The 15,439-nt window shown below is 51.5% G+C and carries 11 protein-coding genes; all 11 read right to left on the minus strand.

Annotated elements, in window-relative coordinates; genetic code table 11:
• Positions 1–13: 13 nt before the first annotated feature.
• Positions 14–1,978, minus strand: a complete 1,965-nt coding sequence (locus GBK04_RS30945) for a SusC/RagA family TonB-linked outer membrane protein (RefSeq protein WP_373331479.1) — start codon at positions 1,976–1,978, stop codon at positions 14–16.
• Complete coding sequence (locus GBK04_RS30950; RefSeq protein WP_373331222.1) at positions 1,945–3,480, minus strand: SusC/RagA family TonB-linked outer membrane protein; 1,536 nt, start codon at positions 3,478–3,480, stop codon at positions 1,945–1,947. Before GBK04_RS30950 ends, GBK04_RS30945 begins: the two co-directional genes overlap by 34 nt.
• A 231-nt stretch (positions 3,481–3,711) precedes the next feature.
• Entirely contained in the window at positions 3,712–4,788 is a 1,077-nt protein-coding gene (locus GBK04_RS22245; RefSeq protein WP_152763504.1) for a FecR family protein, read from the minus strand.
• 73 nt (positions 4,789–4,861) lie between these two features.
• Positions 4,862–5,443 (minus strand): RNA polymerase sigma factor, encoded by a 582-nt coding sequence (locus GBK04_RS22250; protein WP_152763506.1) that lies wholly within the window; start codon positions 5,441–5,443, stop codon positions 4,862–4,864.
• A 142-nt stretch (positions 5,444–5,585) separates the two neighbouring features.
• Complete coding sequence (locus GBK04_RS22255) at positions 5,586–6,656, minus strand: endo-1,4-beta-xylanase (RefSeq protein ID WP_152763508.1); 1,071 nt, start codon at positions 6,654–6,656, stop codon at positions 5,586–5,588.
• 39 nt (positions 6,657–6,695) lie between these two features.
• Entirely contained in the window at positions 6,696–8,570 is a 1,875-nt protein-coding gene (locus tag GBK04_RS22260; RefSeq protein WP_373331480.1) for an alpha/beta hydrolase-fold protein, read from the minus strand.
• 112 nt (positions 8,571–8,682) lie between these two features.
• On the minus strand, positions 8,683–9,801 hold the full coding sequence (locus GBK04_RS22265) for an alpha/beta hydrolase-fold protein (protein WP_152763512.1): 1,119 nt from the start codon (positions 9,799–9,801) through the stop codon (positions 8,683–8,685).
• A 61-nt stretch (positions 9,802–9,862) separates the two neighbouring features.
• Entirely contained in the window at positions 9,863–10,939 is a 1,077-nt protein-coding gene (locus tag GBK04_RS22270; protein WP_152763514.1) for an esterase, read from the minus strand.
• A gap of 21 nt (positions 10,940–10,960) precedes the next feature.
• Positions 10,961–12,112 carry an alpha/beta hydrolase-fold protein gene (locus GBK04_RS22275; protein ID WP_152763516.1) on the minus strand — a complete coding sequence of 384 codons (1,152 nt, stop codon included), beginning with the start codon at positions 12,110–12,112 and terminating at the stop codon, positions 10,961–10,963.
• Between the two features lie 31 nt (positions 12,113–12,143).
• On the minus strand, positions 12,144–13,703 hold the full coding sequence (locus tag GBK04_RS22280) for a glycoside hydrolase family 43 protein (protein ID WP_152763518.1): 1,560 nt from the start codon (positions 13,701–13,703) through the stop codon (positions 12,144–12,146).
• A gap of 35 nt (positions 13,704–13,738) precedes the next feature.
• Positions 13,739–15,427 carry a glycoside hydrolase family 43 protein gene (locus tag GBK04_RS22285; RefSeq protein ID WP_152763520.1) on the minus strand — a complete coding sequence of 563 codons (1,689 nt, stop codon included), beginning with the start codon at positions 15,425–15,427 and terminating at the stop codon, positions 13,739–13,741.
• Positions 15,428–15,439 lie beyond the last annotated feature (12 nt).

Below are 15,439 nucleotides of genomic sequence, written 5' to 3' on the forward strand. Positions count from 1 at the left end.
TTGATGTCTGGAATTAGAATTTGAGGTTTAACCCGAGCGTGTATTGGCGCACGGGAGGATTGTTCAGGTTCACAGAGATCTGACGCTCCGGCGCTCCCCGTTCGCTGGCTCCTTGTGGGTTCAAAGTTGCCGAACCAGTAGCATAGCTATTTCCCTCAGGATCGACGGCCAGATTTTGACTTACCAAGGGAGAATAAAGGATTAGCGGATTGGTTGCGTTGATATAAATCCGGGCCGAACTGGCACCTGCTTTTTTGAGTAAAGTACTTGTGAACGTATACCCCAGATTGATACTTCTGATTTTAATAAACGAGCCATCATAGTACCCTAACGTCGAGCCGAAATAGGCTACAGCGCTAGCCGCATCGGGCGCAGGGAATGCATTGGTTGGGTTGTTTTCCGTCCAATAATCCACTTTTACCTGATTGACCCGGCTTTGGTTGAAAAAGGCAAACCCGCCCGAACCCGTGGAATTGCCCGTGAGGTAGGGTACCAGCACTTTCATGCCCATCCGGGCGTAGGTGACAATAGACGCATCGAAGTTTTTAAATTCAAATCGGTTCGTAATACCTCCTTCCCATTTGGGCTGGAAATTACCCAGTATCTGCCGATCGGAAGCGTCGATCTTGTTATCCCCGTTTACATCCTCCACTCTGATTTGTCCGGGGAACTGTACCGGTGAGGTTTGTTGTGCCAATGTCCCGTTTTCCTGATCGGCCAGCTGCCATATTCCCAGTTTGCGGTAGTCATAGATCACCGAGAGCGGTTGCCCTACAAACCAACCTGCGCCAAGGTTGGCCTTTTCGTCGGGGGTAGTTAGCTGGGTGATTTTTTCGCGGTTGAAAAAGTAAATCAGATCGGCACTCCAGTTAAACCCTCGCGGCTTTCTGAATAGCTCAATGGTCAGGGACGTTTCCAAACCCTTGCCCTCCGTTTTACCCAGGTTTTTCAGGGTCGAACCGGCACCATTACTGGGTGGCAGTGGCACCGACAGAAGAATGTCCTTGGTTTTTTGATGATACCAATCTACTGTAGCCGTAATTCTATTATTCAGCAGGCCAAAGTCAATACCGATGTCAACCTGAGAGGTGGATTGCCAGCCCAGATCAGTAGCCGGCAGGCTTGTGACGGTATAAGCCAACTGCTGCCCGGCGGTACCCAGCCCAAAATTATAATAGCCTGCCGATAACGCACCAAGCGTAGAATACGCCCCCACGTTTCTGTTACCTGATATGCCCCATCCGCCCCTCAATTTCAAATTCGATATAACGGGGACGCTTTTCATAAAACCCTCCTCGATAACATTCCATCCGGCCCCGATGGCAGGGTAGTTGAAGTACCGGTTGGCAGGCGACAAGGTCGAAGAGCCATCTCGCCGGAGGGTCAGGGTCAAGAGATAGCGGTCGTTGTAGCTATAGTTCACCCGGCCCATGTAGGAGATGAGCCCAACTTCAGAAAACGAGTTGCCGAAATCAGAACTCGCGACTGGTTGTCCGGAGGCAAGCGAAAAATTTGACGTCTTGATATAATCTGCTGGTACCCCGGTGACTGTAAAACGGCTACCCAGCGAATGGTTTTTGGTGATCTCATAGAGTCCGGTAAGACCCAACTTATGTTTTCCGGCAAAAACTTTGTCGTAGTACAGCAAGTGCTGCAGGTTGATATCCCAGTACTCGGTATTACTGATTTCGGCGTTGGAAGAGGACTGAACCGTGGCCGTATTGAAATACGTAAGCGGTCCGCCGTAACCGTTGTAGGTCGACTGGCTGAAATTCAGACCGGCATTGAATCTGTAACGCAGGCCATCTACAATATTTACCTCAGCGTAGAGGCTGTTGAAGGTCCGCAAAGATCTGGTACGGCCTAAGTATGAGTCTTTTTTCGTGAGGATGGTCAACGGACTAATCCCGGCGGCATCAATCGATCCTTCGGCCGGGTTCAGGTTTACCGTACCATCTTGATTATACGGAGAGGCCAGGGGGTAAGACGTACCAAGCCGCCCGGTATGCCCCCACCTCCGGGGGTATTCTGATAGGTAACCGTGTTAAGGGTATTCAATCCCAGCTTCACGTGCTTGCCGATTCGCTGGTCGATGGTGGCCCGGATGTTGAACCTTTGAAAATTTTGGCTTGGAATAATACCCGTTTCATTGAAGTAGCCAAGTCCGAGTGAGTACTGAGTGTTTTCTACTCCTCCCTGCAAACCCAGTTGATGGTTGGTATTAAAGCCAGGCTGATAAATCAAATCCTGCCAGTCGGTCGAAATGCCCGCTGCCAAAGCTTCCGTTTCCTTGGGAGTAAGCAGGTAGCCCGAGGTCCCCGGGGCGGTACGGTTGTATGTGGCGGCATCTTCTTTGAACTGGGCATATTCCTGGCCATTCATGACATTGTATTTGCCCATGATGGTAGTTACGCCATGATAGCCGTCATAACTGATGACGGGTTTTCCTATTTTCCCACGCTTCGTCGTAATTAGAATCACCCCGCCGGCCCCTCTCGAACCGTAAATGGCCGTGGCTGAGGCATCTTTCAAAATTTCAAGGCTGGCGATATCATTCGGGTTGATATCATTCAATCCCCCGAACGGGATTCCATCGACAACGACCAAAGGCCCATCCAGACCGTCACCATTACCGGTCGTCAGGGTTCGGTTTCCCCGGATTCTGATTTGCCCCTGCGAACCCGGTGTAGAGCCATTGCTAACAATGGTAACCCCGGCAGCGCGTCCTTTCAACTGATTGACCAGGTTGGGAGCAGGTACTTCCTTCAATGTTTCTTCACTCACCGAAACGACTGACCCGGTAACATCCCGCTTGCGTTGCGTACCGTACCCCACAACTACCACTTCTTCGAGCGTCTTGTCATCGACTGCCATCGTTACATTGATCGTCGTCTGAGTACCCACCTCTACCTCCTGCGTCGTGTAGCCTATATAGGAAAAAATCAGCGTGGTGTTATCCCTTTCCTGGATTACCAGTCGGTATCTGCCTTCGGCGTCGGTACTTGTTCCCTGGGTAGTGGACTTTACCTGAATATTGACTCCGGGAAGGGCGTTGCCATCTTCACCAACTACCCGCCCCGTAATTTCTACCTCCAGGCTTTCCGTAATATTGGCATCAACCGATGAGCTTCGACCGGAGCTGGGAGTGGAAGCCGGAACGTAACTTCGCTTAATGACAATCTGCTGTCCTGCGACTTCATACCCCAGGTTCAAAGGGGTTAAAACCTGATCAAGTACGCGTGAAAGTTTTTCGTTGGATGCCTGATAGGAGATTTTACGTTTGGACTGGATAATCTCCCGGCTGAAAAGCAACCTGACATTAGCCTGTTGCTCGATCATTTTAAGAAATGATTCGACGGATTGGTTTTGTACCTGAAAGCTCACCCGGCGATTTAAAAGCTCCTGAGCATTACTGCTCAAGGCAAAACTAACCTGGACGATGGTGACTGCCAGTAGAATTTGGAGGCTTGAGATCTTCATGAATCTGACCCAACCATTGTGCGAATTAAAAATGTAATGCATAAGTTTGTGTAATTTGTTGTTCTTTTTTCGAATGAGAATGGACAAAGGAACCCTTCCCCTCCTAGGAGGGATATCGTGTTGCTGGAGGCACATACCTGGGGACTTTACGGGCGGTAGTGTTGGAAGCACTACCGCTTTTGTCGTTTGGCGAATCAATAGCGTCTACTTCATACCATGATATAGTTTAGGTTAAGGCGTTGGTAACAAGTTGCAACCTCGACTCTGAATGACTACCTGATTGTCTACAATTTCAAAAGTCGAGTCGATGGTCAGGCATATGAGGCGGATTTTCTCAAGGAAGGGAACGTCATCCAGTTGGCCGGTAAAGGTGCAGTTTTGAAGAAGATTCCGGTCATAGCGTATCGGCATATGGTACGTAGACTCCAACTGATCGAATACGTAAGGAACGGGACTAAATTCAAACTTAAATGGGTTGGATATAATGTCGGTTAAAGTTTCGCTTGCGACCGCTTGCTTCTGCTTTTCTACTTTTTCTGACTTGGTGTTTATAGTCAGTTGCTCATTCACATTCAGAAACGACTGATTTTTGGGGGACTTCGTTGGAAATACGGTCACTTTACCCGTCTTGACCTTTACGAAGGAAGTAGCTTCATCATCGAATGAGCGTACCTGAAAACTGGTACCTAGTACCTTGGTTGTCAGATTTGTAGTATAAACCATAAACGGTTTATCCGGATTTTTGGAAACTTCAAAAAAACCCTCTCCTTTCAGATATACTTCTCGTAAAGGGCTATTTTCACTGTTCCTGAATCGTATCTGGCTACCCGGGGAAAGGAGTACCGACGAGTTTTCGGGTAAAAGAGTCACTTCCGGGCCATCGGTGTCGTTGGCCACTGTTCTCCACTCGTTTATCGTTACAGAATCTGCTCCGGCTATTTCCTTCCCCGCTATTTTTTTCAGTAGGGGTGTATCAAGTTGCCACCATAGCAGGCCGACAAGGATTGCAGCCGCCGCAGTCCACTTCATCCAGTTCCAGTTCACTACCGATGCCCGGGCCGAACCGATCGTGTAAACCGGGTGATCGGTATCCGTGCTTTGTCGGTCCGGTTGTTCGACCGGACTATCCTGAATAGCTAAATAGAGCGCAACTGCATTTTCGTAGAGGTCTCTCTTCTCAGGGTTCAGAGCCAGCCATTCTTGCCAATATGCCCGATCTTCGGCGCGCCGTTCCTTTACCCAGCGCCTGAATGCCGCATTTTCCAGAAAATCCTCGACGGTCGAAAAGCGCTGCGGAAAGTGGCCCATTGGTGTTATTCAAGTATTTTTATTGATAGTATGAAGAACCGCCACCCAGATACCCTTCTTAAGTCAATTTTTTTTATAATAAAATACAAATCATAAGTAGTGCAGGCCCAATCCATTGATTACGAAGTTTGCAGAGTGCTTTCTGCAGGAAATTGGAGACCGACTGACGATTCACCTGCATGACCTCTGCTATTTCAGGTATTGACAGATTTTCGTAGTATCGCAGATACAGGGCTTCCCGCTCCCGGTCGGGTAGGGTAGCCAGTTTGGCTTTCATTTGCCTGGTTAGCTGCTCCAGGGATTCCCGCCGGATCATCAGTGTTTCGGAGTCTGCTTCATCAGCGACCGAGCTATCCCAGTCCAGCTCCTCGTAAGCGGCCCGCTTTTGAAACCGCAAATGTTGAATGATATGGCTCCGCAGTGATTTCAGTAAGTAGTGCTTTACGGAATTGGTATCGTTTATGTAAATACGATTTTGGTGCAACTGTAAAAACAGGTCCTGTATGCAGTCTTCAACAACCGACTCGTCCACCATGAATTTTAGCCCATAGTGCTTGAGCATGCGGTGATACCGGTCCAATAATTGACCCAGGGCCTGATTTTCGCCCTCCAGAAATGATTTCCACAGTGTTTGGTCCTGGATCTCGTATTTCATAGTCTTTTACGATCTGTTACCAAAAAAGTATCTTCTGTACCGGACAACTTGCTTGTAATTACGGGCTTTTAGCCCCTCGGTCATCAAGGGTACCTATGGTACCATCAGTAGGTCAGCTTTGTCCACACAGTAAGTGACAAGCTCAAAAATTAACCACCGCCTTGAAGGCTTCTTTAGGTTGGTAGTTCTGGTCAAACAGCAGCGGATAATCCTTGCGACCCGGCACGGGGAAATTGTCCAGCCAGGATGAGCGGTCCGATACATTCCAGAACGTCACGCCCGTCAGGGTACCTTTGTGTTTCCGGAAGGTGTCGAAGAGCATTTTGTACTGGGCGGTTTGCCTTTTGGTCATGTCCTCGGTCAGCTCGCTGGTATCGGTGTCCTTTTTGGCCCGGCGCGCGTGCTCTTTCGGGTACACTGACAGGTCAAGTTCCGTAATCTGAACGTCGAGCCCCAGGCTGGCAAACTTTTCAATAGACGCTTCCAACTCCTGAGAAGTAGGTTCGTAAATGGACCAGTGGCCCTGCAGACCTACGCCGTGGATGGGTACCTTCTTGTCTTTCAGTTTTTTGACAATCTGAAATATCTTATCCCGCTTGGTCTTGTTTTCGGTGTTGTAGTCATTGTAGAAAAGCTTGGCGTCGGGATCGGCGGCGTGGGCGTATTCAAAGGCCTTTTCGATGTAGTCTTCTCCGATAATCTCGTAAAATTTGGACGGACGATATATGCTTTCACCGCCGTCGGGAACGGCTTCGTTCACCACATCCCAGGCGTAGATTTTGCCTTTATAGCGCCCGACGACCTCGGTAATATGCTGTTTCAAACGTTCCAGAAGTACCTCGCGGCTGACCTGATTTCCGGCGGCATCCGTGAAAAACCAGCGGGGCGTCTGATTGTGCCAGCAAAGCGTATGGCCTCGTACTTTCAAGCCGTTCTTCTGGGCAAAATCGACGATCGCGTCGGCGTCCTTCCAGAAATAGCGGTTTTCTTCCGGGTGGATCGGCCCCATTTTCATGGCATTTTCGGGTGTAACGCTACTGAATTGCTGTATGATCAAATCAGCTTCCGGCCCCGTCAGATTGCGGGGAGCAACGGCGACACCTATGGGAAAGTAGTCTTTGTAAGCGGCTTTCAGGGTAGGTTGCGCCTGGGGTTCCACGCAGGAGAAAAGCAGGGTACCTACGCAAAGCGTCAGTCGGAATATCTTTTTCATAATTCAAATTTTGAGTGGTTTTAACTACGAAAGTACCTGCTACTTAAAGAGGAGCTGTGAAAATTCCATTAGGTCGTGGCGCCAGACCGGCCAGGTATGGCCGCCGGCGTACTCGCTGTACTGGTACTTGATTCCCATGTCATCGAATTTTTTGAGCATGACCTGGGAGTTCTGATAGGCGATGTCCTCCTTGCCGCCCATCGAAATCCACAGCTCCTTCAAATTACTGTTGATGGTCTGCGCGTTGTTTTTCATAAACTCGTACTGCGGATCAGACAGCTTGGGGTTGTTGGCAAACCAGCCCGAGCTAAATACGCCCAGATACGCAAATTGATCGGTGTTCTTGATGCCCGCGTACAGGGTTTGGAGTCCGCCCATGGAGAGGCCCGCCAAGGCTCGGCTTTTGGCGTCGGCCTTCACCCGGAAGTTGTTTTCCACGAAAGGAATGGCGGCGACCTTCAATTCGTTTTCAAAGGCCCGCAGTATGTTTTCGTTGAATCCGGCCAGACCGCCGCTGCTCACGTTTCCGTCCAGCATCGCCACGATCATGGGTTTGGCTTTGCCTTCGGCGATCAGATTATCCAGAATGACGTTCGTTTTTCCCTGCGTGGCCCAGCCCCGCTGATCTTCTCCGCCGCCGTGCAACAGGTACAGCACGGGGTACTTTTCGTCGGATTGGTCGTAGCCGGGTGGAGTATACACGTACATCTCGCGCCAAGCATCCAGGGCTTTGGAATAGTACTGTTTGGTCCGCACATCGCCGTGGGGTACCTCCTTTATGGTGTAGTAGCCGCTCCCCGGAAAGGGAATTTCGATGCCGCTGGCCATGCGTCCCATGCCGTAGAAAGTTTCACTGGCGGGATCGACGACGGGTACCCCATCGATGAGTAGGGAGTAGTAATGAAAGCCCCGGCTAATGGGCTCGGTAGTTACGGTCCAGAATCCGCTCGTGTCTTTAACGGCCTCGTACTTTTTGCCCAGATCAAACTGTACCTTCTGCGCATCGGGAGCCTTTATCCGGAACACGACCCGGTTATCGGGCAGAATCTGCGGATATTTTGCATTCCGCACATTGGTCGAAGCTGGGGTACCCAGTACGGAATACTTTGTCAACGAAGCGGTATCTACCGGTTTGAAGAGAAATTGGGAGAACATGTACAGGCCATTCTTCCACACTTTGAAATCGTGTACGCCGGGCTCGATGTAGTAAATGTGTGGTACCTCGTGCTGATAAAGATAGTCGTGGGTACGTTTGCTGAACGTAATCAGCCCATCCTGATCGCCGCAGGAAATCCAGAGGAGTTTCAGTTTCTTTTTGGCTTCCTCGGGATCAGGTACCAGCTCCTGGGGTAGTTTGGTATTGGGCGCCGATGAAAACCCACCTACCCAGGCGAATTTATCAAGATTCCCCAAGCCAAAGTTCAGTGATTGACCGCCGCCCATCGACAGACCGGCAATGGCGCGGTGCTCTTGGTCGGTGAGGGTAGGGTACTTTTTTTCGATAAAGGGAATCAGGTCATTCAGCAGGTCTTTTTCAAACGTGGCAAAGGCCTCAACTTTGTCTTTTTCAAATACATTCCCCACCGCCCGGTCGTCCTTCATGGCCCGGCCATTGGGCATCACCACGATCATCGGCTTTATTTTCCCTTCGGCGTACAGATTGTCCAGAATCACCTGCGGACTACCGCCTTTCAGCCATTCTTTTTCATCACCCCCTATCCCGTGCAGCAGGTACAGTACCGGGTACTTGGTTTTTTTATCATAGCCTGGCGGGGTATAGATCAGCGCCCGGCGGGTGGTACCCACCGTTTTGGAAGGGTAGCTAATCGTATCGATTTTGCCAGTGGCAATGCCCGCACGTACCTGATCGAAGCCCTTGGGTGCTTCTTTCTCGATGGTCTGAGCGTAGCCCATAGACCCAGTCAGCAGAAGAACGAGCGCTATTAGGATGCCTTTAAGTTTGGTCGTTTTTGTCATATTTTTGGTACATTACTTTCTTAGTGGGGTGATGATCGGGTACTTGGTGCTACTTAAACAGCAACGGAGCGAGTTCATGCAAACTCCGGCGCCAGGTCTGGAATTCGTGCCCCGTACCCTCCGAAACGTACGAAACCGCGTTGTATCCTGCGCCTTTCAGGTCATCGACGGCTTTCTTTACTCCTTCGGGGCGTTCCTTGCTGCCGCAGCTAATGAAAACAAGCTTCGGTTTTGGCTCGTCTTTCAGGTCGTCCGGATTGTAGAGGCCACCGCTGAGCAGGCCATAGTACCCAAATGTTTCCGGCTTGTTGAGGGTAATCATTTTGGTTTCCATACCGCCCATCGACAGACCCGCCATCGCCCGGTTATCCCGGTTGCTCAGGGTACGGAAGTTAGCATCCACGTACGGAATCAACTCTTCGGTCAGTACCGTCTGGAAGGGGTCGATCTTAAACTCCCGTAGCTTTCCCCACTTCAATTCGTTGGTCATGCCGTAGGTCATCACGATAATAAACGGTTTCGTTTTTCCTTCCGCAATCAGGTTGTCCATGATCAGGTTTGCGTGCCCCTGATTGCTCCAGGCCGTTTCGTCCTCGCCCCAGCCGTGTTGCAGGTACAATACAGGGTACTTGGTGGACTGGTTTTTCTCATAGCCCGGCGGGGTGTACACAAACGCCCGGCGGGATGTACCGGTACTTTTGGAGGGAAACAGAATCTGCTGTACATGACCGTGCGGGACGTCTTTCAGGGCGTAGAATTCCTGATCGTGGGCCGGTATTTCGATACCGCTCTCCCACCGTACCGACCCGTAGTAGTTCTTGGCGCCGGGGTCGTTGAATTTGCCGCCATCAACCGTCACGTTGTAGTAGTGAAAGCCTTCATCCATCGGGCCTTCCGTGGTGCCGGTCCAAAAGCCGTCAGCTCCTTTGGTGAGCCTTGTTCCCCCGCGGCCACCCAGCCCCAGGCTTACCTTCACACTATCCGCTTTGGGGGCGTTGATTCGGAACCGGGCGTAGCCCTGGGAGTTTACCTGCGGGTATTCCTGCCCCGGCTGATTCAGCGAGGACGGTTTGAAATCTTCCGCTATGGCCGTTGAGCTTGTCTGCGAAAAACTGGTTACGCTCAGAAAGGTGGCTACGACGAAGGTAGCGAGTGTTATCCGGGTCATGGGGTTATCGTTTTTAGGTTTAAAGAATGTCAAATGAATCAAGTTCTGTCTCAAAAGGGCTTCACTTAAAAAGCTGCGGCAGGGTGTTAGCCAGATATAGTTTGCAGTTCATCCAGGTATGGCCGCCCGGCACGATGAGCGGTTTCACGTTGATTTTTTTCTCGTTAAACATCGCGATGTTTTGTTTCACGGGCTCGTAAAGGAAATCTTCGGTGCCCACGCTGACGGTGAAAAGTTTGAGTTGCTTATTCATCGCATCGGCATTCGGCGACCAATCGCTGAAATTCTTCTTGAACTCTTCGGTGGCGGTATAGGGTGCGTACGAGCATACGTAGGCAAACTTGTCAGGATTGGTGAGGCCGATATTGAGCGTCTGTCCGCCACCGACTGAAAAACCCGCCACCGCCCGGCCTTTACTGTCCTTGATAACCGGGTAGTTGGCTTCCACGAAAGGAATAATATCGTTCACGACATCTTTGGTAAAGTCGGCCATGGGCGCGGGACGCACATTGCCGTAGGGCATCACGATGAGCATCGGTTTGGCTTTTCCCTGCGCAATGAGGTTATCGGCAATCAGGTTGGCTCGGCCCACTTTGATCCAGGTTTCTTCGGTGTCAGACCCGCCATGAATCAGGTACAAAACGGGGTACTGCGTTTTAGCCTTTGGGTCAAAATTCGGCGGGGTGTACACCAGCAAAGTCCGGGTAGTGTCCAGGGTACTTGACTTGTAGTACCGGTAGCTCACTTTGCCATGCGGCACATTTTGCAGCGAATGAACCAGTGGCTGGTCGCCGGGAACTTCCACGATGCTGCGCTTAAAACGCTCATTGGCAAAGATGTACGTATTGTTGGGATCAGACATTTGTACATTATCCACCGTAAAACTGTACGGGTAGATATCCGGCTTCACTGGGGGTACCGTGACGCTCCAGATTCCGGCGGTATCCTTCGTCATCGCCATTGGAGCTTTCAGAAATTCTCCATTTAGAGTCACATTCTGGGCATTTTTTGAAAAATACCGAAAGGTGATGGTATGGTCGGGATGCACGTCGGGCGAGCTGAGCGCGGGGGGACGTTGCGCCATGGCCGACGTAAACGCCGTCAGCAGGGCAAGAAGTAAAAACAGGGAGCGATTCATAGGGCGGATCGGGTTTAGATTTTATCGAAAAAGTATGGGAGCGGACTTGGCCACGTAATCTTTTACATTCATCCAGGTATGGCCCCCTTCGCTGATGTAGGGTTTGAAATCCACCTTTTTGGCTTTGAGGTACTCCATAAATTCCGTGGTTCCGTTGTACAGAAAATCATCCTTTCCGACGCTGACCCACAGTAGCTTCAATTGTTTATTAGTCTGGTCGGGCTGACTGCCGATCTGGCCGAAACTTTTGTCCATTTCCGCAGGCGACAGGTAGGAGCTGTAACTGCATACCCAGGCAAATTTGTCCATGTTCCCGAAGGCCGCCCGCAGGGTTTGGCCGCCCCCGCGCGAAAATCCACCGATGGCGCGGCTGTCGCGGGTAGCTTCCGTGCGATAATTCTTATCCACGTAGGGAATCACCTGACTGATCAAATCGTTTTCAAACGCCCTGGCGCGGCTCACCGCATCGTCCCCATCGCGGCTGGTAGGATCGGCGGGTTTTGCCGCTCCCCTTTGTTCGGCTACTCGGGCCGCCACATTGCCGTACGGCATGACAATGATCATGGGTTTGGCTTTGTTTTCCGCAATCAGGTTGTCCAGGATAAAGTTGACCTTGCCTACTTTGAAAAAGGTTTCCTCGGTATCGGTGGTACCGCTGATGAGGTAAAAAACCGGGTACTTTTTCGTCGGATTTTTGTCGTATCCCGGCGGTGTATAAACCACCAGAGAACCCGTCGTACCCGAAACCGAAGGGTAGTATTCGTAGCTCACAGTCCCATGAGGTACATCTTTCAGGGCGTGGACCAGCGGCGTATCGCCGGGAATATCCACCAGACTGGCCTTAAATCGCTCGTTTGGGAAAAAGGCCACGTTGGCCGGGTCCATCACCGAAATACCATCCACCTGAAAATTGTAGGGGTAGATGTCGGGAGCAATGGGTCCGACGGTCACGCTCCAGATCCCCTGAGCGTCTTTAGTCATCGGGCTGGGCGCTTTCAGAAACTGACCACTCAGTTTAACTACCTGGGCCTCAGGCGCCAGGTACCGGAAGGTGACGGATTTGTCGGCGTATACTTCGGGAGAAATCACCCAAGGTCCCCGCGGCGGCTGGCTTTGGGCAAAGCCCGCTACCAAAAGCAGGCTTATGATTAAGTTAAACGTAGAGATTTTCATAGGTTAAAATCAAGGGTTAGGTACTTTTTTTTCACATCAGCTTATTCTCAATCCTGAAATAGTCGAAATCGGCAAATCCGCCCGTCTCCTGGGTCGCGTAATTGAACAGCCCGAAGCGGTAGCCCATAAAATGCGGCAGCGTGTAGGGCATTTTTATGGGTTCGCCGATTGGCTGCCAGCTTTTGCCGTCGAGGCTGTAAAAAAACTGGGCGGTATCTTTCCGATCCCGGAAATCGCACTGGGCTTTGAAATAGATTTTATCTTGGCTGAGAGGTACTTGCTGCATGGTTTCGGCCTTTCCCGAGGCTGCGCTCACCATGTCAATCGTTTTAGTGCCGTTGCGTAGTTTCACCCCGACCAACCCGTAGTTTTTTTGCAGCAGCGCTAATCCCGCAAAATCCCCTTCTTTCAGATGGGAGACATCCAGCACAGTGAAACCCGTGCATTCCGGCCCGATGGTACGTTGCGTGAGCGTGTTCCTGGCCATCACGAAGGAGGTATCGACCCGCCCGGTTTTGAGCCGGAGAAAGCCTTTGCGCTCTGTGACCGACCACAGGTTGTTGTCAGGATTGTGGTTCCATTGCCACACCAGCGGCAGGGCGGGCTGTCCTTTTTTTCGGTCGAATTCGTCCGAGGCGACGATGCCGGGAATCAGCCCTTTACTCGCAGGCAAAGCGAGCGTTTCGGGTACTTTGCCGTTTTCGCCCAGCACCGGCCAGCCGTCTTCCCAGGTGACCGGGACCAGATACGGGATACGACCCACGCCGCCCGAATCACGAAAAAGGTAGGCGTACCACTTTCCAGCGGGCGTATCGATAAGTCCGCCCTGTGCTACGCCCTTGTCCTGCAAGGCCACCTTTCCTTCGTAGGGTCCCGTAATTTTGTCGGCCCGGTGAATGACCACCGTGCGCATCCCGCCGCGTGGCCAGGTAATGTTGAACAGGTAGTACTTCCCGTTTACCTTGAATAATTGGGAGCCCTCGGCGGGTAATCCGCCCTGCGTCCCCGAAGGCGCGCTGGCATTTTCGATAATGACCTGCTCGGTGGTACCGGGCTTGACGCCGGAAGCATCCGCATTTAGCTCCACCAGTTTGATTTTGCCGCCACCGTAGATGAGGTACGTGCGGCCGTCGTCGTCAAAAAACAGAGTGTGATCGTGGTAGGAAGGCCGGAACGCACTTACTTTCCAGGGACCTTTTTCCAGACTTTTGGTGGTGAAGACGTGCGTTTTTCCGGTAGTTTGGGCAAAAGTCGAAACGTAAAAGGTACCCTGATGGTAGCGCAAGCTGCTCGCCCACGAACCCCGGCCGTAGGTGCTCTGCCCGTTGGTCAGATTTAAGGCGTCCAGATTCGCCAGGGTATCATAGGCGTAGTTCACCAACTGCCAATTGACCAGATCCTTCGATTTCATGATCGGTAGCCCCGGACTCATGTGCATGGTCGTACTACTCATGTAGTAAGTATCCCCGACCCGAATCATGGCCATGTCGGGCACATCGGCGTGAATGATGGGGTTATGCGCCGTCTGGGCTGCCGCAGATAGGTGAAGCAGAAGGAGCGCCAGGAAATGGGATAGAAAAAATCGTTTCATAGTACTTTGGGCAGTCAGCACATAACCCGAATGACCTATTTGAACATGGGATCATCCCCGCTGTACTTCAGGTACTTGAACGAGGCGGTATTGCCAGAGGCTTCTCCCGAAGAAGTGGCATACAAGCCATAGAGACAGCCAATGAAGCCACCGGCTGCTTTGGTACTCAGGAATTTACCATCCACGTTGTCTTTCAGTACTTGCCAGTCCTTGCCATTTGTTGCGTAAGAAAAACGGTAGCTATCGCCCGCCGAAGCAATGCGGATGCCTACCTTGCCGGCATTGGAAGTCAGGGGTACCTGGGCCAGGACTTCCATGCGTTTTTCTCTCGGAACACTTTTAAGCAATTGAAGTACAGGCTTTCCGTCTTCCAAGGTTTTGCTGACAAAATAGAAATGCCCCTCATCCTGCAAAATGACCAGCCCCGCTTTTTCATTGGCATTGTTGGGCGTGAAATTCAGTTCGGTTTCGGCGGTACTGTACAGGTGTTGCTGGCGCTTGCCGATGAACGCCGGATTGCCCATCTCCATAATCGTTTCAGGCTTAAGTTTGAGGGTGAGGCCCTCTTTTTTGGAGAGCGAATACCAGCTTTTGTCGAGCGTGCGCATGAACAGCAGCGAAGGGTCCAGGGCTTTGTCGAAGGCAATGGTATAAGAAAAATTGCCGGACTGCGGCAGCGCGTCTTTCTGCTTCACTTCCTTAAAGTCAGCCGTGTAGGCGTACTTAATTTCCTTGCTATCGGGATTGATGATGGGCCATTCGTCCTTCCACACGACGGGCGCGATGAAAGTTTCTCGGCCCGTGTTGTAGTAGTCCCCCTCGTAGGGCCGGACCGCCAGGAAAATTGCGTAGGTTTTGCCATCCGGGCCTTCCACAAACTGCGCGTGCCCCGCCGACGTGACGGGGTCTTTCCGATCTTCGGGTAGTCCTTTTTGGGTCAGGATCGGGTTGTTCTCGTAGGGTACATAGGGCCCCCACACGTCCTTGCTCCTGAATACGACCTCCGAGTGATTGACCGAGGTACCTCCTTCGGCGGCGTAGAGGTAGTACCAGTCGTTTCTTTTCATAATGTGGGGCGCTTCGATCCAGACGGGCTTTTTCGAAAGATCCACGCCTCCGTTGACCAACTGCTTTTCCTCGCCCACTACCTTCATGTTTTTGTAATCAAACTCATACATGCGGATGGTCCGATGGCCCGGATACAGGGGTTTGTGGTCGGGGGCATCGCTGTTATAAAGGATGTAGGCTTTGTCAGTCGATTCATCAAAATAAATCGACGGGTCGATTCCCCGCACCTGGGGTACTTTCACCGGGTTACTCCACGGTCCGGCGGGATCTTTGGCCGTCGCTACAAAATTACCATCGTGGTCGATGTCGGTGCAGGTAACGTAGAAAGTACCCTTATAGAAGCTAATGGCCGGGGCGAACAGACCGCGCGTCAAGCGCTCGCCCATGAAATCCATTTGCTCGGGCCGATCGATGACATTGCCGATCTGCTTCCAGTTTTTGAGGTCCTTGCTGTGAAAAACCGGAATGCCGGGGAAATAGGAAAATGTGGAATTGACCAGGTAGTAGTCATCCCCGGCGCGCACGATGCTGGGATCGGGATAAAAACCCATCAGGATGGGGTTAACGAGCGTGGTCGTTTGTGCCAAGAGTAACGGGCTGTTGGCAAGCCACAGAGTCGAAAAAATGAGCGTGAGTACTTTTTTAGCCTTGTTCATAATAAGTTCAGG

It is taken from the genome of Salmonirosea aquatica (assembly GCF_009296315.1).
Classification (GTDB): domain Bacteria; phylum Bacteroidota; class Bacteroidia; order Cytophagales; family Spirosomataceae; genus Salmonirosea; species Salmonirosea aquatica.